This window comes from Cupriavidus sp. GW822-FHT02D05, assembly GCF_058802485.1.
The window spans coordinates 1-22,323 of record NZ_JBXAOE010000007.1 but is presented as its reverse complement, the minus strand read 5'-3'; the positions used below and the strand labels follow the sequence as shown (position 1 = coordinate 22,323).

Here is a 22,323-nt window from a genome sequence, read left to right as displayed (position 1 = left end):
CCGGGTTGGGCAAGCAAGCAACCTGCCGGCACGCGCAAGGCGTGCCGGCAGGGGCGGATGACCGCGTTGTCTCGTTATCGCGTTATTGTGCCTGCTTCAACTGCTCCAGGATGGCGGGGTTTTCCAGGGTGGACGTGTCCTGGGTGATCTCTTCGTTCTTGGCCAGCGAGCGCAACAGGCGCCGCATGATCTTGCCGGAACGCGTCTTGGGCAGGTTGTCGCCAAAGCGGATGTCGCGGGGCTTGGCGATCGGGCCGATCTCCTTGCCCACCCAGTTGCGCAGCTCCGCGGCGATCTGTTTGGCTTCTTCCTCGTTCGGGCGGGAGCGCTTGAGCACCACGAAGGCGCAGATGGCCTCGCCGGTCATGTCGTCCGGGCGGCCCACCACGGCGGCTTCCGCCACCATCGGGTTGGAGACCAGCGCGGACTCGATTTCCATCGTGCCCATGCGGTGGCCCGAGACGTTGAGCACGTCGTCGATACGGCCCATGATGGTGAAGTAGCCGGTCTCCTTGTCGCGGATCGAGCCGTCACCGGCAAGGTACAGCTTGCCGCCGAGTTCTTCCGGGAAGTAGCTCTTCTTGAAGCGCTCCGGGTCGCCCCAGATGGTGCGGATCATCGAAGGCCACGGCCGCTTGACCACCAGGATGCCGCCGCTGCCGTTCGGTACGTCCTGCCCTGTCTCGTCAACGATGGCCGCGATGATGCCCGGCAGCGGCAAGGTGCACGAGCCCGGCACCAGCGGCGTGGCGCCCGGCAGCGGCGTGATCATGTGGCCGCCGGTCTCGGTCTGCCAGAAGGTGTCGACCACCGGGCAGCGCTCGCCGCCGATATTCTGGTAGTACCACATCCACGCTTCGGGGTTGATGGGCTCGCCCACCGTGCCCAGCAGGCGCAGGCTGGACAGGTCGTATTGCTTGGGATGGATCTTCTCGTCGGCCTCGGCCGCCTTGATCAGCGAGCGGATCGCGGTCGGCGCGGTGTAGAAGATGCTGACCTTGTGGCGCGCGATCATGTCCCAGAAGCGGCCGGCGTTGGGATAAGTGGGCACCCCTTCGAACACCACCTGCGTGGCGCCGGCGGCCAGCGGGCCGTAGGCAATGTAGGTGTGCCCGGTGACCCAGCCGATATCGGCGGTACACCAGAACATGTCGTCGGGCTTGATGTCGAAGCTCCATTTCATCGTCATCAGCGCCCACAGCAGGTAGCCGCCGGTGCTGTGCTGCACGCCCTTGGGCTTGCCGGTTGAGCCCGAGGTGTAGAGCACGAACAGCGGATGCTCGGCGCTGACGGGCTCGGCCTCGCAGGTCTGCGGCTGGCCGGCGGCGACATCGTCCATCCAGCGGTCGCGGCCTTCGGCCCAGTTGACCTTGCCGCCCGTGCGGCGGTACACGATCACGCTCTTCACGGCTTCGCAGCCACCCAGCGCCAGCGCTTCATCGGCGATGGCCTTGAGTGGCAGCGCCTTGCCGCCGCGCATCTGCTCGTCGGCGGTGATCAGCGCCACCGCGCCCACGTCGACCAGCCGCTCTTGCAGCGACTTGGCGGAGAAGCCGCCGAACACCACCGAGTGCGTGGCGCCAAGGCGCGCGCAGGCTTGCATGGCTACGACGCCCTCGACGGACATGGGCATGTAGATGACGACGCGGTCGCCCTTCCTGATGCCCAGCGCCTTGAGGCCGTTGGCAAACTGGCACACTTTGGCATGCAACTGGCGATAGGTGACCTTGGTAACGGTGCCGTCGTCAGCCTCGAAGACAATGGCCACCTTCTCGGCATTGCCGTTGTCCAGGTTGCGATCCAGGCAGTTAAAGGAAGCATTGAGCTCGCCGTCCTCGAACCACTTGTAAAACGGCGCATTGCTCTCGTCCAGCACCTTGGTGAAGGGCTTGGTCCAGTGCAGTTGCTCGCGGGCGTGGCGCGCCCAGAAACCCTCGTAGTCGCGCTCAGCCTCGTCGCACAAAGCCTGGTAAGCCTCCATGCTGGGGATCGCGGCTTGCTTGGCGAACGACGCCGGGGGATTGAAAATGCGATGCTCCTGCATCACGGACTCGATGGCGGACATTTGTTTGTCTCCTGATATAGCGTGGCTGCCTGGCTGCGAACTTACGCTCGACGGCTTACTTAAACCTGACGCTGCCAAACCCAACCCGCTCGCATGCCGCCACCCGCGCGCCGGCTGCTGCGGCGCACCATGGATAACGGCCGGACACGGGTAAGGATGTGCAGCCTTCTCCATTAGGCTAGCACAGCTATAATGCCGCGAGCCCTATCCCGAACGCGGCGCTGCGGCATTGCGGACCTTCGCTGGCAGACATGCTCAGCGCAACGCGCCACTGCGAGCCGCCGGCCCGTACCGTGCCAGAACCAGGCCAGAAGCCGGCCAGATCCCGATCGAACAGCGCCGCCACCCAGAACCCCGTGCCCATCCACGCCCTCTTCCTGATTGCCTCAATGGCCCTCGTCGGCAGCAATGTCGGGCTGGGCAAGGCCATCGTCGCTTACGTACCCATCCTGCTGTTCGCGCTGCTGCGCTTCGCCATCGCCATCGTGTGCCTGGCGCCCTGGTACCGCCCCGCGCGCATGCGCGCCGTCTCGCGCGGCGAATGGCTCAACCTCTTCCTGCAAGCCTTTTTCGGCACGTTCCTGTTCACGCTGCTGATGCTGGGCGGCGTGCGGCTGACCAGCGCCATGGCCGCAGGCGTGATCACCAGCACCATCCCGGCGACCGTGGCCCTGCTCTCATGGCTGATCCTGCGCGAGCGGCTATCGCGGCGCACCGTGTTCTCGGTCTTGCTAGCGGTGGCGGGCATTGCGGTGCTGAACGTGGCGCGGGGCACAGACCACGGCGGCGGCAGCGCTGCCGACGTCGGCAGCGAGCATGCGCTGCTCGGCAACCTGATGATCATGGGCGCGGTGGTCTGCGAATCGATCTACGTGATCCTCTCGCGGCGCCTGGCGCAAACCCTGGCGGCCATCGAGATCTGCGCCTACACGCACTTGATCGGCGGGCTGCTGATGCTGCCACTGGGCCTGATGCCGCTGCTGCATTTCGACATGGCATCGGTTCCGGCGAGCATATGGTGGATGGTGCTCTGGTATGCGCTGTCGGCCAGCATCTTCTCGTTCTGGCTGTGGATGAAAGGCGTGCGGCATGTGCCGGCACAGATGGCGGGCGTGTTCACTGCGGTGCTGCCGATCGCGGCCGCCACCTACGGCATCGTCTTCCTCGGGGAGACGCCGGGCTGGCCGCACGGCGTGGCGCTCGCCTGTGTGCTGGCCGGCATCGCACTGGCGAGCTGGCCCGGACCGCTGGCCCGCCGCGCCTGGCGCGCCAGCAGGACAGGCAAGGGCTAGCCCATTGAGGGGCTTCGGCCCAACGCCGGCATCACGGAACCGCAGCCAAGGCCGCGGATTTTTTCGCCGGCAGCCAGCGCTTCATGCCACCAGATGCTCTGGCGGTTGCGGCGCGGGCAGCACGAGGCAGACCTGGAAACCGCCCCCGGGCGCATTGCGAGCGAGGCATTTGCCCCCCATGCGTTCCACCAGGCGGCTGACGATCGCCAGCCCAAGGCCACAATGGCCGTCGCCGCCACGCGAGGTGTCTAGCCGCACGAATGGACGCATCGCCACCTCGACCTGCGCATCCGGCATGCCCTCGCCATGGTCGCGTATCACGATATGCCAGTGCTCGCCGTCCAGCCGGGTCTCGATCTGGATCGGCGGCATGCCGTACTCCAGCGCGTTGTCCACCAGGTTGGTGACCATCCGGTCCACCAGCGTGCGTGGCAACAAGAACCGCGGCCCGGCGTCCACGCGCAACTGAAACAACGCGCCGGAAAACTGCTGGCGCAGAAAGGCATCGACTTCGATGGCCGCACCGGGATCGGGACTCTCGTTCGCGTACTCCAGGAACTGGTTGACGATATGCGTGATCGAGTCGATGTCCTGCACAAAGCCACCGCGCTCAGCGGTGTCCGCGAGCACGTCGGCACGCAGGCGCAGCCGGGTCAGCGGCGACTTCAGGTCGTGCGCCACGCCGGCGAGCATGACCGCCTGGTTCTCGCGGCTCTCCGCCTGCCTGCGCATCATGTCGTTGAAGGACTCGGCCAGATAGCGCAACTCGGACGGGCCCGTCACCGGAATCAGCGCCGCGCTCCCGCCATTGCCAAGCTCGCGCGCGGCACCGGCCACGCGGGCGATCGGGCGCTGCATCTGCCATGCCACGAACAGGGACAGCAGGATCGCCGCGACCAGCATGCCCGTGGTTTCAAAGACGAACGGCGGCAATGGCGGCGGCCGCATGTCCAGCGCCATGACCGCCCAGCGGGACTGCCCGGGAAGGCGCGCCCACAGGTGCGGCGGCCATGCCTGGTCCACACGCAGCTCCGACCCTGCTGGAAGCCCTTGCCGAAGGTCACGCAGCAGATGGCGCAAGGGTCCATGTTCTGGCAACGGGCCGGCGGCGGGCTCGGTGCCAAGGGCGGCAAGCCGGATGGCGGCGCCTGGCTTGCGCTGCGCGCCGGCACCCGGCCTCCCGTCGAGCGTGCCCAGCGCCAGCACTATGCCCCGTGCCATGCCGTCCGCCTGACCATGCGGGCGCAGGTGAAACATCAGCGCAGTCCAGCCCAGATGGACAATGACGAGCACGGAGACGGATAGCACCGCCATGCGCCCAAACAGCGTATTGAACGGATTCTTCATGCGTCCGGCGCTTCGTCGGCGCAGAACGCGTCGAGCCCGGGGACGAAGACGTAGCCGCGGCCCCGCACGGTCTGGATGTAACGAGGCACGGATGGATCCTCCTCGATCACGCGGCGCAAACGCCAGACCGGCACATCCAGGCTGCGGTCGCGGAAATGCATGTCGGAGCCATAGAGACGGTCGTGCAGCCGGGCGCGCGAAAGCACCTTCATCGGGTGGCCGGTGAAGACCTTGAGCATGGCGAATTCGGTATCGCGCAAAGGCAGGCGCTCGCCGTCGCGGGTCAAGATGCGGGCGGAAAAATCGACGTCGAACGGGCCAAAACTGTAAGAGTGACGCTGCTCCGGCGCGCTCCCCGGGGCCTGCGGGCGGCGGCGCAGCACCGCGTGGATCCGCGCCAGCAATTCGCGCGAGCAAAATGGCTTGGGCAGGTAATCGTCGGCGCCAAGCTCCAGGCCCGCGGCACGGTCGGCGGCCTCGCCACGCGCCGACAGGAAAATCATGGGCACATCGTCACCGGCAGCGCGCACTTCCTGCAACGCGCTCAGCCCATCCTTGCGCGGCATCATGATATCGAGCAGCACCACCGATGGCCTCTCTTGCGTGAGGCGACGCGACAAATCGTAGCCGTCATGCAGCACTGACACCGTCATGCCGCTGGATAGCAGGATGCGTGACAGCAGGTCACAGGCGACGGGGTCGTCGTCGACGAGAAGCACGTGAGGAGTCATGAATGTGATGGCGCGCGCACGCTGCCGGGGCAGCATGCGCAGGGCGTGCTGGGAACAGCAGCACCCCCTTGCGGGTGGTTCTTTATGCCTGCGTGGTAACGAAGTTGCCAACGGTGCTCATCGTACCGTTGCCGCTGCTCAGGTTGGCCGAGAGCGTCTGCAGGAACGACTGCAAGGATACCGTCGATCCCGAGCTACCGGATTGCTGAAGCGCGGAAAAATCCGTCTCGAGGGTCGCGAGCGTTGCTGAGGCCGGGTTGCTGGCGCTATCCGAACTGGCACCACTCGATGAAGTGCTGCTGGCGCCAGCTTCTTGCGCCAGGCTGGACAGGTCCGCGCTGACGCTCTGGTAGTGGTGATGATGGTGGTGATGGCCGGTTGCGGTAGCCGGCGATTGGGTCGTCTGCGCAGCATCGGTGCCGGTCGCGCTGGCTACGGTGCTGTCGGTCGTGCTGGCGGCGGTGGTAGCGGTGGTAGCAGCGCTCGTGCCCTGGCTCGCGGTGGTGCCGGCAGCCTGGGCGGCAAGTGCCTGGAACAGCGCGCCGACGAACGCCTGCACCGCGTTGCCGGACGCATCGGCGCTGTCCGTTGCGCTGGACGCGGTGGTGCTGCTGCTGGCGGCGGCGCCCGAAGCGGTGCTGGCAGAGGTGGCGGAAGTGGCAGACGAGGCGGACGCCGCGGTCGTCGAACTGTCAGTGCTGGACGACGAGGTCGTGATGCCCAACTGCGCCAGCGTTTGCTGAAGTGCCTGCATCAGCGCATCGGCCGGATTGCTGGCCGAGTTGCTGGTGTCGCTGCCACTGGACGCATCCTGGCTACCGCAGCTTTTGCCGGTGTACTGCGTCTGAAAGAGGCTGGACAGCGACGTGTTGCTGCCAATTGCGCTCAAGGTCATGGTCACATCTCCGTTATTGAGGAGATGCCAAGATAACCGCCGGCCCACCGTGAACATGCGCCAAGGAGAAAACGGAATCGGGGCCTTTTCACCCGCCCGTAAGGCCCTGTAAGGCAAGCGTCGCAGGCAGGCGAAGAACTTCGCGGCAGGAAGCGCGCATCGGCCGGCCGTGAGCAGCGAAGCGCACCTGCGGCCCTGTCGACAACCGCATGCAGTCAGGCACCTCCCCCTCGCTAGGTGTATGATTTCGGGCTGAATTTCCCCTCGACTGTCCTCCCCACAAAAATGACTGTCATCAAACAAGAAGACCTCATCCAGAGCGTCGCCGACTCCCTGCAATACATCAGCTATTACCACCCGATGGACTACATCGCCAGCCTGGGCCGTGCCTATGAGCTGGAGCAGAGTCCCGCGGCCAAGGATGCGATCGCGCAGATCCTGACCAACAGCCGCATGTGCGCTGAAGGCAAGCGCCCGATCTGCCAGGACACCGGCATCGTGACGATCTTCGTCAAGGTCGGCATGGATGTGCGCTGGGATGGCGCCACCATGGGCCTGTCGGACATGATCAACGAAGGCGTGCGCCGCGGCTACACCAACCCGGACAACGTGCTGCGCGCGTCCATCGTGAGCCCGCCCGAAGGCGGCCGCAAGAACACCAAGGACAACACCCCTGCCGTGATCCACTACGAAGTGGTGCCGGGCAATACCGTGGACATCCAGGTGGCGGCCAAGGGCGGCGGCTCGGAGAACAAGTCGAAGTTCGTCATGCTCAACCCGTCCGACTCCATCGTCGACTGGGTGCTCAAGACCGTGCCGACCATGGGCGCGGGCTGGTGCCCGCCGGGCATGCTGGGCATCGGCATCGGCGGCACCGCCGAGAAGGCCATGGTCATGGCCAAGGAATCGCTGATGGACCCGATCGACATCCAGGACGTGATCGCTCGCGGCCCGCAGGACTGGATCGAGGAAATGCGCGTCGAGCTGTACGAGAAGGTCAATGCGCTTGGCATCGGCGCGCAAGGCCTGGGCGGCCTGGCCACCGTGCTGGACGTCAAGATCATGGGCTACCCCACCCACGCTGCCTCCAAGCCGGTCGCGATGATCCCGAACTGCGCGGCCACCCGCCATGTGCACTTCACGCTGGACGGCAGCGGCCCGGCCAAGCTCGAAGCGCCTGACCTGTCGGCCTGGCCGAAGGTCGAGTGGGCACCGAACACCGAGACTTCCAAGCGCGTCGACCTGAACACGCTGACGCCGGCAGAAGTCGCCTCGTGGAAGCCGGGCCAGACCCTGCTGCTCAACGGCAAGATGCTGACCGGCCGCGACGCCGCGCACAAGCGCATCGCCGACATGCTGGCCAAGGGCGAGAAGCTGCCAGTGGACTTCACCAACCGCGTGATCTACTACGTGGGCCCGGTCGATCCGGTGCGCGACGAGGCCGTCGGCCCGGCAGGTCCCACCACCGCTACCCGCATGGACAAGTTCACCGAGATGATGCTGGCCGAAACCGGCCTGATCTCGATGATCGGCAAGGCCGAGCGCGGCCCGGTGGCGATCGAGGCCATCAAGAAGCACAAGTCTGCCTACCTGATGGCAGTCGGCGGCGCGGCCTACCTGGTGGCCAAGGCTATCCGGCACGCCAAGGTGGTCGGCTTCGAAGACCTGGGCATGGAAGCCATCTACGAGTTCGACGTCAAGGACATGCCCGTGACGGTGGCCGTGGACAGCGAAGGCACCTCGGTGCACAAGACCGGCCCCGCCGAATGGCAAGCCAAGATCGGCAAGATCCCGGTCGCTGCGCTGTAACGCGAGCCACGCCGTGACAGCGCAGCTGTCTGCAAAAGCCGGGTCTTCCGACCCGGCTTTTTGCTACCTAACCTCTTGATTGCCTCGAACCCTCCCGTGAACAACGCACCCATCGGCATCTTTGATTCCGGCCTCGGCGGCCTGTCCGTGTTGCGCGAAATCCGTGCCCTGCTCCCGCAGGAATCGCTGATCTACGTAGCCGACTCGAAGTACGCGCCCTATGGCGAGAAGCCCGAGCATTTTGTCGAGGCGCGCACGCTGCAGGTTTGCGAATGGCTGGTGGCGCAGGGCTGCAAGGCCCTGGTGATCGCCTGCAACACGGCGACCATGCATGCGGTGCAAACGCTGCGCGAAAAGCTGGCGCTGCCGATCATCGGCGTCGAGCCCGGCCTGAAACCCGCCGCCGCCGCCAGCCGCAGCAAAGTCGTTGGCGTGCTGGCCACGGGTAACACATTGAAGAGCGCAAAGTTCGGCCGGCTGCTTGCCTCCCTGGAAGGCGAGAGCCGCTTCCTCTGCGAGGCTGGCGTCGGGCTGGTGCCGCTGATCGAGCAAGGCGATGTGGATGGCCCGGCCGTGCGCGAGAAACTCACCACCTACCTGTCGCCCATGCTCGAGGCCGGCGCCGATACGCTGGTACTTGGCTGCACCCATTACCCCTTCCTGTCGGACACCGTGCGTGAACTGGTGGGCGACCGTTTGACGCTGGTCGATACCGGTGACGCGATCGCGCGGCAACTTCGGCGCAAGCTGGCCGAGCACGACATGGCTGCAAACGCCGACGCGGTGCCCAACGACCGCTACACGTCGACCAAGGATGCCGCCCACCTGCGCGCCATGGCCGCGGCGCTGCTGCATGTGGACGCGCCCGCGGAAACCCTGGTAATCGAGCCGGCGCCCGCATTCGACTGAGGCACCGGCTCCCGCTTCAGGTCATTGCAGGAACCCCAGCGGGCGACGCTGCCGCACATCCGGCTTGACCGCATGTTCCTGGCGCAACTGTGCCAGGAACTCGTCTGGCGTCAGCGTCTCGCCGAGCAGCACGCACTGACGCTTGACCGTGGCGAAGTCGCCCGGCGTCAGGCAATCCATCTTCGCCAGCTCCTCGCGCATGGTTGCGTCCATGCGCTGCGGATCGGCATCCAGCGCTTCCTCGACAAACATCGCCGTGCGTTGCTCGGGCTTGAGCGGCAGGAAACGGATCTTGAACGAGAAGCGGCGCAGCGCCGCCTCGTCGATCCGCTCGAACAGGTTGGTGGTGCAAACGAAGATGCCGTTGAAGCGCTCCATGCCCTGAAGCATCTCGTTGACCTCGGACACCTCGTAATTGCGCACGGCGTTCTGCCGGCTTTGCATGAAGCTGTCGGCTTCGTCGAGCAGCAGGATGGCACCGTCTTCCTCCGCGCGCGCGAACATCGCCGCGATCTGCTGCTCGGTTTCCCCCACGTACTTGCTCATCAGGTCGGAGGCGCGCCGGATCATCAGCGGTTGCTCGAGCGCGGCCGCGATGTGCTCGGCCAGCGCGGTCTTGCCGGTGCCCGGAGGACCATAGAAACACAAGGTGCCGCGCTGCCGTGCCTTGAGCGCCTGCACGATCTTGCCGACCTCGTAGCGCGTCTCCAGGTTCAGGTAATCCAGGCGGTAGTGCGTCACCACCGGGCGCCCTTCCACTTCCGGGCGCAAGCCCATGGCGCGGTCGGCATGGTCAAGCTGCCGCAAGATCAGCGCCTCCACCGGCTCGGCCACGCCCGAGCCCGCCAGTTGCACGAAGCGCGCGGCCGATTGCACCTGCGCCGGTGTCAAGGTCTTGCGCGCGGCCAGCGACGCGATAAAGGCGTCGCTCACGTCCAGCGTGCCCAGGTGCTTGCGAATGATGTTCTCGCGCACCAGCGGGGGCGGGATCTTCAGCTCCAGGTGGAACTGGAAACGGCGCAGATAGGCCGGGTCGATCTGGCGAATCGAGTTGGAGATCCAGATCACCGGGACCGGGTTCTGCTCCAATGTCTGGTTGACCCAGGCCTTGCCGTTCACCGAGCCGCGCGGGTCCTCCTGGCCAAACAGGCTGGTGAGCTCGCGCGCGCTGCCCGGGAACACATCCTCGACTTCGTCGAACAGCAGAGCCGTGCGCGGGCGGCCACGCAGGAACGCCTGCGACACCTGCAGCGAGCGATAGCGATCCTTGCCTGACAAGCTGTTGCCGTCGCGGTCCAGGCAGTCCACTTCGTACAACTCGCAGCCAGCCTCGCGCGCCAGCAGCCGCGCGAACTCGGTCTTGCCGGTGCCGGGTGGGCCGTAGATCAACACGTTGACGCCGCAGGCATGCTGCTGCGTGGCGTTGGCCAGCAGCGCCGACAGGTAGCGCGCATCGGTCTCGACGTGCGGATAGTCGCCGGTGCCAAGCGTGGGTGCTGCCGCCGGGCGCGTGAACACCGCCATCATCTCGGCTTCGTTCGCGTAGTTGCCAAGCAGGACATGCAGCAGCCGGTCCGACAGGCGCATCAGGTCGCCCAGATCGGTCACGCTGTTCTCGGGCAGGGGCTGCTCGATCAGGTTGAGCGTCTCCAGACGCGATCCGGGCCGCAGCGACACCGCCACCGCGGCCGGACTTGCGCCGGTCAAGCCGGCGAGGATCTGGAAGGCTTCCTGGCTGTGCGCCACCTTGCAGTCCACCATCACCGCGCGCAGGTCGCGCTTGTATTTTGCGAGCGCCGCATACAGCAACAGCTTGCGCTCATGCTCGGGCAAATCCAGCACATGGCTGAGCATGTCGATGTTACGCACCAGCAGCACGCGCTCGCCATCCAGCCGCGCTGCCAGCGCCGCCGCCGACGCATCGAACACGGCGAACATATCCTTGGCGTGATGCTTGACGTACTCATCCAGGTAGTAGAACAGCGCGCTCTCGTCGAACGCGCTGTTCCATTGCCCGTGCCGCTCCAGGAATTCTTCAGGCGTGAGGCGCGCTGCACCTTTCCAGGCCGGCATATCGGCGCAGCGCGCGGCAAGGAAGCGCTGGACGCGCAACACCACGCCGTACGGCCACACCATCTCCTGTGCGCTGACCGTCAGGATGTCGTTGATATTGCTGCGCAGGTTGAATCTGGGCCCCAGCGAGCACACGACCCGCAGGGCGAACTGGGCGCACATCCAGTCGAGCGCGGAGGTGCATGGCGAGCCGGTCGCAGCACGCAGGAGGGTCGAGCGGTCGTCTTCGGCGAAACGGGTGAAATCCATGGCCTGGTCCTCTCGCACGGGGGGCGCCGCGGCCAGCGCGGCGAAATGCTCGAATGGATCGAATGGCTCGTCTTTTTCCTATGCTAGCGCGCTTTGTGGCAAATCGGGCATTGCCAGCAACCCTGTGCCGTGCGAGAGCGCGCATTTTGTCGCAGCCGCGGGAAGGTATCGCCAAATCGGCGTATAAAGACGGCTGCGCGGCAGCGATTCAACGCATTGCACAAAATGCCACCAAATAAGAATCATTATCGTTTATACTGACGACCTGACACGCTGCCTCAAGAGCGGCGCTCCCACCGGCATCACTGTTGAAGGAGCGTTTATCATGGAATTGCTGCTTAGCTTGCTGGTCGGTTGTGGCATCTCGCTGATCCTGTTCTATCGCAAATAGGCCCTATCGCTAATAAAGCCGGCGCCGCGCCAATTCGCCGACATCTGCTGTTTTCTCATGTTCGATCAACGTTTTTTCAAGATCACGCTTGCCGTCCTGCTGTTCCACGTCGGCCTGCTTTACCTGATCCAGAGCGGGCTGGGACGCAAGATCACGGAGGCCGTGATCTCGCCAGAAGTCGTCGCCCGCATCATCCCGCTCGAGCCACCCCAAAAGCCCGCCGTCGAGACGCCAAAGCCCAAACCGGAAACCCCGCCCAAGCAGGTGAAGGTCACTACACCCAAGCCTGCACCGCCGCAACCGCGCCCCACGCCGACGCCGGTGGCATCGCTGCCACCCACGCCCAATGCCGTGGAAGCACCGCCCGCGCCACCTGCCCCGCCGGCACCGCCCGCCCCCGCCCCCGAGCCGGCCGCTCCGGTGTCGGCAGCGCCACGCGCGGTCGGCATTGGCGAGATCCAGTGCAGCCCGCCGCAACCCACCTATCCGTCGCAATCGCGCCGCATGGGTGAAACCGGCAAGGCCGTGGTGCGTCTGACTACAGACGATACCGGCAAGGTGGTCAAGACCGCAGTCGTGACCTCGAGCGGATCCTCGAGGCTGGACCAGGCCGCCGAGGAGGCGGTGCGACGCATGCGCTGCAAGCCCTATCTGGACAACGGTCGTGCCGTGGCGGTTACCGCCCAGCAGCCGATCGGGTTCGAACTCAACTGATTTCAATACCGACCTCACCAGGAACCAACATGCAGGACCTCGGACTTTCTCACCTCTGGACGCAAGGCGATTTCGTCATGCGTGCCACCGCCATCATTCTGCTCATCATGTCGCTGGCTTCGTGGATCGTGATTCTCACGAAGGCGTGGGATCTCTTCCGGCTGAAGAAGATGGCGCATGGCGCTGAAAAGCAGTTCTGGCACTCCGACGATTTCGACCACGCTCTCGAAACCCTCGGCAGCAGCGAAGCCAACCCGTTTCGCACGCTAGCCATGACCGGCAAGGAAGCCGCGCAGCACCATCGCGCCAGCCAACCGCAGCTGCACGACGTGATGGACATCTCGGACTGGATCACCCGCTCGCTCAAGAGCGCCATCGACGAGGCCGTTGCACGCATGCAATCGGGCCTGGCCGTGCTGGCGTCCGTCGGTTCCACAGCGCCGTTCGTTGGCCTGTTCGGCACCGTGTGGGGCATCTATCACGCGCTGATCAACATCGGCGCCTCCGGCGTGCCGACCATCGACAAGGTGGCAGGCCCGGTGGGCGAGGCACTGATCATGACCGCCTTCGGCCTGGCCGTTGCGATCCCCGCGGTGCTGGGCTACAACGCGCTGACCCGCGGCAACAAGGGCGTGATCTCGAAACTCAACCGGTTCGCCCACGACCTGCACGCCTACTTCGTCACCGGCGCCCGTGTGCGCCCGACCAGCGCCAGCGCGCGTGCCACCGATGACAACGGTGTGCGCCTCGCAGTCAAGAATCAGTAAGGCCGCAGCAAGGCAACAAGGAAGTCATCATGGCATTCGGCACCCTCGACTCGGACGATAACGAAGTAATGAGCGAAATCAACATGACGCCGCTGGTCGACGTCATGCTGGTGCTGCTGATCATCTTCATCATCACCATTCCCGTGATCAACCACACGGTCAAGATCGACCTTCCGCGTGCAACCAACACGCCCAACGATCCCAAGCCACAGAACATCAACCTGTCGATCGACGCCAGCGGCAAGGTCTTCTGGAACCAGGCTGAGGTGGACGAGCCCACGCTCGAAGCCAACATAGCCCAGGCCGCGCAGCAGCAGCCGCAGCCTGAGCTGCATCTGCGGGCCGATCGCGACGTGCGCTATGAGCGTGTGGCGGAAGTCATGGCAGCCGCTCAGCACGGCGGGTTGGGCAAGATCGGGTTCATCACGGAACCCAAGCACTAGTGTTGTTCGTGCCGTGCTCTTTGGGCCGGCAACGTAGCATCGACAAAAAGGGCGCTCAAAGGAGTGCCCTTTTTGCTTGCGCTGACCCGTCCTGCACGATTAAAAATCTCTATTGTAATGATAACAATTCTCATTTAAGATTGAGCCAACTTGAACCCGGTCGTGACCGCTCGCAGTCTCGCGCAGCCGCCACAGACCACCGGACCGGAGCCCGCCCATGAGCACCCTGACCCTGCCGCTGTCGCAACCGCATGAAGTCACCCGTCGCCGCCTTTCCCTGCGCCGGGTCGAAGTCAATTCCAACAAGGCTGCGCAGGCGCGGCGCGAAAGCCCCGCCAGCGCGGCGATCGAATCGATGAAATCTGCTGTAGCTGCCCTGCCCGCACGGCTCGAAGCGCTGGTGCGCGACAGCCTCCCAGCTGCGCCCGCAGGGGATGCAGTGCCCCTGGATTTGTTGATGCGTGGCGCCAACCTGCTGCCGATCCTGCATAACGGCGAGGTCTACACGCTGCGCATCACGCGCTATGGCAAGCTGATCCTGACGAAGTGACCGTGCCCAGGCGCGCGCACGCGCCAGCACAAGCCATGCCGTGGGAAACCATTGTGGCAACCATGTAACGCTGTACGGGATTTCGATGCAAGAAGGGCTACCGGAACCGGCAGCCCGATGCCAAAGCCCGTCGACAGGCTTCAGCATCCGGAAGCACAAGCGATTTGCTCCGCAGTCGGCAGGAGGTGCGTGGGCAGTGAGCCACGCTCACTGCCGGCACCACGGCCGCCTCTGTTTGCAGGCGAGTATCAGACGCCCAGGGCGGCAATGCCCGCGCGCGCGATCTGTGCGTCTTCGGTCGATTTCACGCCCGACACGCCAACTGCACCCACTACCTGGTCATTGACCACGATAGGCACACCACCTTCCAGCATGCCTTGCAACACCGGCGCGGTCATGAAAGAGTGACGGCCGTTGTTGATCATGTCTTCGTAAACCTTGGACTCGCGACGGCCCAGCGACGACGTGCGTGCCTTTTCGGTCGCGATGTAGCTCGAGATCGGTGCGGCGCCGTCCAGGCGTTGCAATGCCAGCAGGTGACCACCGTCGTCCACGATGGCAATCGAAACCGCCCATTGGTGATTCTTGGCTTCCAGCTCGGCTGCGGCCAGTACCTTCTTCACATCATCTGCCGTCAGCACGGTTTTTTGCTGCATACCACTCTCCTCGAAGATCATTTCAGTGAGCCGGAAGTATAGCGCCACGGCCCTTGGCATGACCATGCCGCCACCGTCCTGGCACCTGCCCGCAAAAAGCAAAAGACCCGCTCGAGGCGGGCCTTTCGATGATTCACGGCGTTGCTGGATGCGGACGGCCGAAGCCCTCAGGGCCACAGGCTTGTGTCCGGCAAACTCAGGCTCCGTCGCTGAACTGGTCGCGGCGATCGCCAACCTTGGCGCCGTCGGTGTAGGGATCCACCTTGCGTGCGCCGTCGGTGTACGGGTCAACCTTGCCAAGCTTGGCACCATCGGTGTAGGGATCAACCTTGCCGATCTTGGCGCCATCGGTGTAAGGGTCTGCCTTGGCAATACCGGCTGCGAAGGCGGAGGCGGAGAGTGCGGAGAGGGCGGTCAGGGCTGCGATCGCCACCAGGCTGTTTTTGATCTTCATGGGCGGATCCTCTTGGGAATTAGGTCGTGCTGGAGGGGCGCTGGATGATGAAGCATTGCGGAATCTTGTCATCACGGCGTCACAGCAGCAGTATAGGTGGAAACCCTAATAAGGATATGAGAGCCGGTTTGACCTGTCTCTTCAAATTTTTTGACCCCACCAATAACAATGGAACCTTGTCCGGATTGCCGCCTACAGTTTGCCTCCCAGGGCTGTGCGTGAAAAACGAAAGGGCCCCGCAGGGCCCCTTTTACCAGCCTGCACGAGGCAGGTCGTTCATGCTTATCGCCAGTGGCGTCCATGTCCCGGGCCATAGTAGCCCCGCCCATAGTAGCCGCGGCCGTAGTAACGCGGGCCGTAATAGGCCGGCCCCGGACCGTAGTAGACCGGCGCCGGCCGCACGATGACCGGCGGCGGACCATAGTAGACAGGGGCAGGCGCCATGACCACGGGCGGCGCGGCAATGTAGGCTGGCGGCGGATAGTACGCCGGGCCGCCGACCACAACGCCAGGCACCCCAATCGCCACGCCAACGCTCACATGGGCCATTGCCGCACCGGATGCCAGCGCCCCAAGCAAAGCGAGTCCTGCGAGCCACCAACGTTTCATGATCCTTGCCTCTTGCAATGCGTTATTCGATAAGAGGTATTGTAGGTTCCTGGAAATTTGCAGGTGAAACCGAGAACGTTACATTGTTACCAAGCGTAACAACCGACGCATAAACACGTTGCTGCCACCCGCCTGGCTGCCCACGGTACAAATCCCGCGCGAAGCTTGCATCACCGCGCCCAACCGACCACAATATCGGGCTTGCCGTGCGGCCGTGGAGAAATTGGTAGACTCAGCAGACTTAAAATCTGCCGCCTTTACGGGCTTACGGGTTCGACCCCCGTCGGCCGCACCAGCATCCACCCTCCCCAGCTTCCGCCCTCCCCCTGTCCCGGCTTTGCGCGCTCAGGCCACCGCCGCGCACAACAGCGCGCCACCGCACACCAGGAACACAAACAGCAGGCCGGCCAGCACCAGGGGCTTGCGCCCGGCGCGCAGCAAGGTGCCGATGCGGGTGTGCAAGCCAATTGCCAGCATCGCGCAGGCAAGCAGCCAGTTATCGAAGGCCAGCAGGGCAGGCTTCCAGCCCTGGGGCACAAGGCCCGCCGAATGCACGGCCATCACCGCCACGAAACCCACCGCAAACCACGGGATCGCCTTCAGGATGGCACCCCACGGACGCCCGCCTGCCGCCTTCTCGCCTTTGCCGTCTTCCTCCAGCCCGATGCCGGCCTTCGGCCACAACGCCAGCACCAGCAACAGCGGACCCAGCGCCAACACGCGCACCATCTTGGTCACCACGGCGGCATCCGCGGTGGCATCGCTGACCATCTTGCCCGAGGCGATAACCTGTGCCACCTCGTGCAGCGTGGCGCCAGTGTAGATGCCAAACGTGCGCTCGCTGATGGCAAGGTGCCAGTGCTGGGTGGCCAGCTCAAACAGATAGGGATACAGCAGCATGCCAGCCGTGCCGAACAGCACCACCGTGGCCACGGCCACGGCCGTCTGGCGGTCGTCGGTGCGCACCACCGAAGCCACCGCGATGGCCGCCGCGGCGCCACATACGGCGCTGCCCGCGCTAACGAGGATGGCTTCACGGCGGCTTAGTCCCAGCAGCGAAGAACCGATCCAGATCCCCAGCAACATGGTCGAGACCAGCATGGCCAGCGGCACCAGCACGCCTGCCAAGCCCAGGTCGGCGATAGCGCCGAAGGTGAGGCGCAGGCCATACAACGCCACGCCGAGGCGCAGCAGTTGCTGGCGTGCCAGCTGCATGCCCGGCGCAAGCGGGGTGAGCCAGCGTTGCGGCAGCGTATTGCCCGCCACCATGCCGGCGAACATGGCCAGCGTCAGCGCGCTCATGCCGAGGTGAGAGACCGCCGGGTTGGCCGAGAACACCATGGCCAGCCAGGCGATGAAACCCAGCGGCACCAGCGTCAAGACCCGGGTCGGCCACGAAGGCGGTTCGGTGCCGAGATTGGCAACTGCGGACGATTGAATGGAAGACATGGCGGGGGTCCTGCCCGTAACGCCGGAGGGCTTCGGGGCGCATATTGAATATGTCCGAAGCGTACTTAGCAGGCAGAAATCTGTAAAACAGGTAATATCGCTATACATTACCTGCTTTACAGATATGACCCATCGCCCGCTACGCCTGACCCTGCGCCAACTCTCCGTGTTCGTCGCGGTGGCCCAGCACGGCAGCACCGTGGCTGCGGCCGATGCGCTGGCCATGTCGCAATCCGCGGTCAGCGCCGCGCTGGCGGATCTGGAGGCCACGCTGGGCGGCGCCCTCTTTGACCGGGTCGCGCGCCGCCTGAGCATCAATGAGACCGGCCGGCTGTTTTTCCCGCGCGCACTGTCGCTGCTGGACCAGGCACAGGAACTCGAGCGCTTCACCGTGCAACCCGGGGTGCAACTGCGCATTGCCGCCAGCAACACCATCGGCAGCTATATCCTGCCGGGTCTGCTCGCGGGTTTTCGACATGCACAGAGCGGGCCCTGCGCGCTCGACATGCGCATTGGCAACACGCGCGAGGTCCTGCAGGCGTTGCTGCATTTCGAGGCGGACATCGGGCTGATCGAGGGCACATGCCACGAGCGCGACCTGCGCAGCGCCCACTGGCGGGACGATGTGATGGTGGTAGTGGTCAGCCCGTCACACCCGCTCGCAAGCTACCCTGGCAATCTGGCTGCCTTGCGCGACGCCGACTGGGTCGTGCGCGAACCCGGCTCGGGCACGCGCGAGATCATCGAACAGCGGCTGGCACCACTGCTGGGCGAGTTGCGCTTTGCGCTGGAGCTGGGCAACTCCGAAGCGATCAAGCGTGCCGTGATGAGCGGCTATGGAGTGAGTTGCCTGTCGCTGCAGGTGGTGGAAGACGAATTGCAACGCGGCACACTGGTGGCGCTGCGCAATGGCCTGCCCGAAGTGGTGAGGCCGCTGCACCTCGTGGTTCACCAGGACAAGTACCCTACGCAGGGCCTGCTGGCCTTTACGGAGTATCTTCGCCGCGATGCCGCGGCGACCAGCCAGTGAGCTGCGCAAGCCGCTGCATGCCCGCGCTCACGCGGGGTGGGGATCCGCTTCGCCTGCATGCTTGGCGGTATAGCGATCGAGCAGGTGGAACAGCAGCGGGTTCAGCACGATGGACAGCAGCGCGCCTGCCAGGATCAGGGCGTGGCCCCGCTCAGGCAGGATCTTCAGATAGACACCGAGGCCCGCGAGGATAAAGGAGAACTCGCCGATCTGGGCCAGGCTGACCGCGATGGTCATGCCGGTACGGGTGGAATGCCCGAACACCCGAACGATGCAAAGCGCAGCGAGCGATTTGCCCACCACGATGATGAACAGCGTGGCCAGCACGCCCCAGGGGTCGTTGATCAGCACCATGGGGTTGAACAGCATGCCGACCGAAACAAAGAACAGCACTGCAAACGCATCGCGCAGGGGCAGCGACTCCTCTGCCGCGCGGTGACTGAATTCCGACTCCGCCAGCACCATGCCTGCAAAGAATGCACCGAGCGCAAACGACACGCCAAACAGCGAGTACGCGCCAAAGGCCACGCCGAGCGCCGTTGCCAACACCGCCAGACGGAAGAGTTCACGGCTCCCGGTCCAGACGATGCGCTCCAGCATCCAGGGAATAAAGCGACGGCCGATCACCAGCATCACCGCGACGAAGGCAGCCACCTTGCCCAGGGTAGCGAACACGGCGAACACGATGTCGCCGGAGTCCGGTGCGGCCACGCCTGACGCCGTGGCATCTGCGGACGGCGTGAGCAGGCCCGCCAGCGCCGGCAGCAGCACCAGCGTCAGCACCATGGCCAGGTCTTCCACGATCAGCCAGCCCACCGCGATCCGGCCCTGCGGCGACTCCACCAGCTCGCGCTCCTGCAAAGCTTTGAGCAATACCACGGTGCTAGCCACCGAAAGCGCCAGCCCGAAGACCAGGCCTGGCCCCCATTCCCAGCCAAAGCCCCAGGCCGCGCCCATCCCGAGCAAGGTGGCGATGCCGATCTGTACCACCGCCCCGGGAATGGCGATCGTTTTCACCGCCATCAGGTCTTTGAGCGAGAAATGCAAGCCAACCCCGAACATCAGCAGAATCACGCCAAGTTCCGCCAGTTCCGGCGCCAGCGCCTGGTCCGCGGTGTAGCCCGGCGTATACGGGCCAACCACGATGCCCGCGCACAAGTATCCGATCAGCGGCGGGAGCTTTAGCCGGTTGGCCAGCGCGCCCAATATAAACGCCAGGACGAGACCGCCGACGATGGTGCTGATGAGCGGGGTAGCGTGATGCATGCGTTCTGGGTTCCTCGTGCTTGGCCATGGCGGCGGTGACTGGACAACCCGCCCGCCCCCAGCGGCCGTATGGCGGGGACCACAAAGCGACCTCTGGGCCGCGCTGCGGCGTTGAACGCCGGGCACAGGCCGAGAGGTACCGCACTGATTGAGGGAAAACGGGAACGGGAGTTTTACGGCAGCCTGGAGGCAAAAAGCGCGGCATGAGTCCAAGCGGACGACGATGGCACGCTGTTCAGGTCGGATATCCCCTGAACGCCCCGTGAAGACTACAACATGGAATGTAACACGATCACCACAATGGCAAAGCGCGGAATCGGGGCAGGATGTGCCCCCATCCCCGCGCAAGTGCGCCGCCCCACCTGCCATCCCGCCGCCCTGAAGTCCTACCGCCCGGCCAACTGGAACGTCGCCACGGTATCGCGCAGCTTGTCGGCCTGCTCTTCCAGCGATTGCGCAGCCGCTGCCGCCTGCTCCACCAAAGCTGCGTTCTGCTGCGTGACCTGGTCCATCTGCCCGACGGCCTGGTTGATCTGCTCGATCCCGGTGCTCTGCTCGCTCGACGCCGCGGCAATCTCCCCGATGATGTCGGAGACGCGCCGCACGGCCTGGCGAATCTCGCTCATGGTCTTGCCCGCACCCTCGGCCTGCGTCGAGCCCTGGCGAACCGTGTCCACCGAGGTGTCGATCAAATCCTTGATTTCCTTCGCCGCGCTGGACGAACGCTGGGCCAGGCTGCGTACCTCGCCAGCCACAACCGCAAAGCCGCGGCCCTGCTCGCCGGCGCGCGCCGCCTCGACCGCCGCATTGAGCGCGAGGATATTGGTCTGGAAGGCGATGCCCTCGATCAGCGTGGTGATTTCAGCAATGCGGGTGGAACTGGTGCTGATTGCACCCATGGTTTCCACCATCTGCTGCACGGCCGTGCTGCCTTGCTCCGCCACCTCGGCGGCATTGTCCGCCAGGCTGCTGGCCTGGCGCGCATTGTCGGCATTCTGGCGCACGGTCGTGGTCAACTCTTCCATGCTGGCGGCAGACTGCTCCAGCGATGCCGCCTGCTGCTCGGTACGCGTGGACAGATCCGCGTTGCCCGCCGCAATCTGGTGGGCGGCCGTACTGACCGAGTCGGTCGACGAGCGGACTTCATGCAGTGCCGACGCCACGCGCTCTATCAACTGGTTGAAAGCAATCGCCGTGCGCCCGATCTCATCCTCATGGCGCACCGAAGCGCGGCGATTGAGGTCGAGCGACTCGCTCACATAGCGCAGGGTCTGCTCAATCTCGGCAAGGCTGTTGTGGATGTGGCGGTAGAGCGAATAGCCAAGCGTACCGGTAACCAGAAAGCCGCAGGCAATGATCGCCGAGAAGACCGTCAAGGCCAGTCCGTATGCCTTGCCGTTGCTCACCACCACCTGCTCGCCCAGACCCGCATTATACGCCACGTGCTTGTTGATGGCGGTGCGCAGCGCCGAGGCCGCGACAAAGAGCGAGCCCCCCATCAGCATGCCACGCGCACCTTCATCGTCGTTGGCGGCGAAGCGCTCCAGGAAGCGCTCCCGCTCCGCGCGATATTGCCTCGCCGCGGCGCGGTCCGCCTCCAGCATCTGGCGGTCTGTCTCGTCGGAAATATCGCTGCGCTCGTAGGTCGCGACCGTGCTGTCGAAAACCGCATCCGCCTCCGCCAACGCCTTCGTGGCTTCGGCGCGGCTGCTCGCCTCCGGCGACAAGGCATAGCGGTAGAGCGACACGCGCATGGTGCTGACGGTATCCCGCAGGTCGCTCAGCGTGCGAACGCTGATGAGCGTGTTGTCATTGAAGTAGGTAAAACGCTCCTGCGACTCGCGAAGCTGCCAGAGGCCGCCGACTCCGACGGCAAGCAGGGCCAGCAAGGCCAGCGACAAGGTAGCTAAGAGGCGTTGGGTGATGTTCATGACGCAATGTCGGCGCGCGCGAGAGGGCGGCACCGATTCTCCAAGAAAGGTGGACGATGAAATGACGCCCGTGAGCAACGGGAACGGGGTCAAGCAGTCTGTTTTGGAAGCGCGCTTGCAACAATCTCGGAATCCGGTGAGCCGTCTTTTGGACGACCCTCACATCCGCCTTTACGGCAGCCGCTGGAATAGCTGAAGCAGAATTGGGAAATACAACAAAAATAAGCGACGATATTAGGACTTGTCCTAAAAATCGGAGAGGATAAACGACAAAAAAGAGCCGAGACGCGCAATCTAGCGGAAATTTGAGGGGAAAAAAGAGGGGGAAGAAGGAGGGGAAAGGAAGAGGGAATTGCCGGTGCGGATGGCGCCAGCGATCGGATCGCCAGAAAGCAAAAAGCGCCACCGGTTAGGGTAGCGCTCTGTGCTTGAAGATACTGGAGGCGGGGGTCGGAATCGAACCGGCGTACACGGCTTTGCAGGCCGCTGCATGACCACTCTGCCACCCCGCCGGGTGACGGCTGCTGGATTGTAGCCGCATTCGCCAGACCCTGCCGGGCTGCGCTTGCGCACTACCATCACAAACAAAAAGGGAAGCGGTGCTTCCCTTTGGGATTGGAGCGGGAGACGAGGCTCGAACTCGCGACCTCAACCTTGGCAAGGTTGCGCTCTACCAACTGAGCTACTCCCGCA

General features: G+C 64.6%; 19 protein-coding genes and 3 tRNA genes. 9 read left to right on the top strand and 13 right to left on the bottom strand.

From position 1 onward, the window contains the following. Positions 1 to 82: 82 nt before the first annotated feature. Entirely contained in the window at positions 83 to 2,065 is a 1,983-nt protein-coding gene (acs, locus tag AC1RQK_RS10970) for an acetate--CoA ligase (RefSeq protein WP_492809127.1), read from the bottom strand. A gap of 356 nt (positions 2,066 to 2,421) precedes the next feature. On the opposite strand from acs, the gene AC1RQK_RS10965 reads away from it, so the two are divergent. Next, positions 2,422 to 3,357, top strand: a complete 936-nt coding sequence (locus tag AC1RQK_RS10965) for a DMT family transporter (protein ID WP_492376238.1) — start codon at positions 2,422 to 2,424, stop codon at positions 3,355 to 3,357. Positions 3,358 to 3,438: 81 nt separating this feature from the next. Here the strand turns inward: AC1RQK_RS10965 and AC1RQK_RS10960 are convergent, their stop codons facing one another. The 3 genes from AC1RQK_RS10960 to AC1RQK_RS10950 all read right to left on the bottom strand — a co-directional run bounded on the left by AC1RQK_RS10960 (position 3,439) and on the right by AC1RQK_RS10950 (position 6,330). Further along, a complete protein-coding gene (locus AC1RQK_RS10960; protein ID WP_492809124.1) occupies positions 3,439 to 4,704 on the bottom strand; it encodes a sensor histidine kinase in 1,266 nt (421 codons plus the stop codon). After that, on the bottom strand, positions 4,701 to 5,435 hold the full coding sequence (locus AC1RQK_RS10955; RefSeq protein ID WP_492376240.1) for a response regulator: 735 nt from the start codon (positions 5,433 to 5,435) through the stop codon (positions 4,701 to 4,703). The genes AC1RQK_RS10960 and AC1RQK_RS10955 overlap by 4 nt, the downstream gene beginning before the upstream one ends. An 82-nt stretch (positions 5,436 to 5,517) precedes the next feature. Beyond that, positions 5,518 to 6,330: a hypothetical protein gene (locus AC1RQK_RS10950; protein ID WP_492809122.1), complete on the bottom strand. Its 813-nt coding sequence runs from the start codon at positions 6,328 to 6,330 to the stop codon at positions 5,518 to 5,520. 285 nt (positions 6,331 to 6,615) lie between these two features. Between AC1RQK_RS10950 and AC1RQK_RS10945 the strand changes: the two genes are divergently transcribed. Beyond that, positions 6,616 to 8,139, top strand: coding sequence for a fumarate hydratase (locus AC1RQK_RS10945; RefSeq protein ID WP_492376242.1), 1,524 nt, complete (start codon positions 6,616 to 6,618; stop codon positions 8,137 to 8,139). Positions 8,140 to 8,235: 96 nt separating this feature from the next. Then, positions 8,236 to 9,048: a glutamate racemase gene (gene murI / locus AC1RQK_RS10940; protein WP_492809120.1), complete on the top strand. Its 813-nt coding sequence runs from the start codon at positions 8,236 to 8,238 to the stop codon at positions 9,046 to 9,048. Between the two features lie 21 nt (positions 9,049 to 9,069). Here the strand turns inward: murI and AC1RQK_RS10935 are convergent, their stop codons facing one another. Then, positions 9,070 to 11,370: an AAA family ATPase gene (locus AC1RQK_RS10935; protein ID WP_492376244.1), complete on the bottom strand. Its 2,301-nt coding sequence runs from the start codon at positions 11,368 to 11,370 to the stop codon at positions 9,070 to 9,072. Positions 11,371 to 11,818: 448 nt separating this feature from the next. On the opposite strand from AC1RQK_RS10935, the gene AC1RQK_RS10930 reads away from it, so the two are divergent. The 4 genes from AC1RQK_RS10930 to AC1RQK_RS10915 all read left to right on the top strand — a co-directional run bounded on the left by AC1RQK_RS10930 (position 11,819) and on the right by AC1RQK_RS10915 (position 14,235). Further along, the gene (locus tag AC1RQK_RS10930; RefSeq protein ID WP_150983191.1) at positions 11,819 to 12,475 is read left to right on the top strand and encodes an energy transducer TonB; all 657 of its coding nucleotides are present in this window, start codon (positions 11,819 to 11,821) and stop codon (positions 12,473 to 12,475) included. Between the two features lie 29 nt (positions 12,476 to 12,504). After that, the gene (locus AC1RQK_RS10925) at positions 12,505 to 13,242 is read left to right on the top strand and encodes a MotA/TolQ/ExbB proton channel family protein (protein WP_150983190.1); all 738 of its coding nucleotides are present in this window, start codon (positions 12,505 to 12,507) and stop codon (positions 13,240 to 13,242) included. Positions 13,243 to 13,271: 29 nt separating this feature from the next. Continuing rightward, on the top strand, positions 13,272 to 13,685 hold the full coding sequence (locus AC1RQK_RS10920; protein ID WP_492809117.1) for an ExbD/TolR family protein: 414 nt from the start codon (positions 13,272 to 13,274) through the stop codon (positions 13,683 to 13,685). A gap of 217 nt (positions 13,686 to 13,902) precedes the next feature. Further along, entirely contained in the window at positions 13,903 to 14,235 is a 333-nt protein-coding gene (locus AC1RQK_RS10915; protein ID WP_492809115.1) for a hemin uptake protein HemP, read from the top strand. Between the two features lie 248 nt (positions 14,236 to 14,483). On the opposite strand, the gene AC1RQK_RS10910 is transcribed toward AC1RQK_RS10915, so the two are convergent. The 3 genes from AC1RQK_RS10910 to AC1RQK_RS10900 form a co-directional block, all read right to left on the bottom strand. Next, positions 14,484 to 14,891, bottom strand: a complete 408-nt coding sequence (locus AC1RQK_RS10910; protein ID WP_006158644.1) for a heme-binding protein — start codon at positions 14,889 to 14,891, stop codon at positions 14,484 to 14,486. Positions 14,892 to 15,087: 196 nt separating this feature from the next. Then, positions 15,088 to 15,345 carry a hypothetical protein gene (locus tag AC1RQK_RS10905; RefSeq protein ID WP_492376823.1) on the bottom strand — a complete coding sequence of 86 codons (258 nt, stop codon included), beginning with the start codon at positions 15,343 to 15,345 and terminating at the stop codon, positions 15,088 to 15,090. Positions 15,346 to 15,627: 282 nt separating this feature from the next. Continuing rightward, positions 15,628 to 15,954, bottom strand: a complete 327-nt coding sequence (locus AC1RQK_RS10900) for a hypothetical protein (protein WP_492376824.1) — start codon at positions 15,952 to 15,954, stop codon at positions 15,628 to 15,630. A 208-nt stretch (positions 15,955 to 16,162) separates the two neighbouring features. On the opposite strand from AC1RQK_RS10900, the gene AC1RQK_RS10895 reads away from it, so the two are divergent. Then, positions 16,163 to 16,249, top strand: a tRNA-Leu gene (locus tag AC1RQK_RS10895). Positions 16,250 to 16,299: 50 nt separating this feature from the next. On the opposite strand, the gene AC1RQK_RS10890 is transcribed toward AC1RQK_RS10895, so the two are convergent. After that, a complete protein-coding gene (locus AC1RQK_RS10890) occupies positions 16,300 to 17,403 on the bottom strand; it encodes a YeiH family protein (RefSeq protein WP_492374581.1) in 1,104 nt (367 codons plus the stop codon). A 124-nt stretch (positions 17,404 to 17,527) separates the two neighbouring features. Here AC1RQK_RS10890 and AC1RQK_RS10885 point away from each other — a divergent pair, with 124 nt between their 5' ends. Then, the gene (locus AC1RQK_RS10885) at positions 17,528 to 18,433 is read left to right on the top strand and encodes a LysR family transcriptional regulator (RefSeq protein ID WP_492809113.1); all 906 of its coding nucleotides are present in this window, start codon (positions 17,528 to 17,530) and stop codon (positions 18,431 to 18,433) included. A gap of 27 nt (positions 18,434 to 18,460) precedes the next feature. Here the strand turns inward: AC1RQK_RS10885 and AC1RQK_RS10880 are convergent, their stop codons facing one another. From AC1RQK_RS10880 to AC1RQK_RS10865, 4 genes are all read right to left on the bottom strand, one after another. Then, the gene (locus tag AC1RQK_RS10880; RefSeq protein WP_492809111.1) at positions 18,461 to 19,699 is read right to left on the bottom strand and encodes a cation:proton antiporter domain-containing protein; all 1,239 of its coding nucleotides are present in this window, start codon (positions 19,697 to 19,699) and stop codon (positions 18,461 to 18,463) included. 386 nt (positions 19,700 to 20,085) lie between these two features. After that, on the bottom strand, positions 20,086 to 21,630 hold the full coding sequence (locus AC1RQK_RS10875) for a methyl-accepting chemotaxis protein (protein ID WP_492374584.1): 1,545 nt from the start codon (positions 21,628 to 21,630) through the stop codon (positions 20,086 to 20,088). A 438-nt stretch (positions 21,631 to 22,068) separates the two neighbouring features. Next, positions 22,069 to 22,142 (bottom strand) — tRNA-Cys (locus AC1RQK_RS10870). A 104-nt stretch (positions 22,143 to 22,246) separates the two neighbouring features. Beyond that, positions 22,247 to 22,322, bottom strand: a tRNA-Gly gene (locus AC1RQK_RS10865). Position 22,323: the final 1 nt, after the last annotated feature.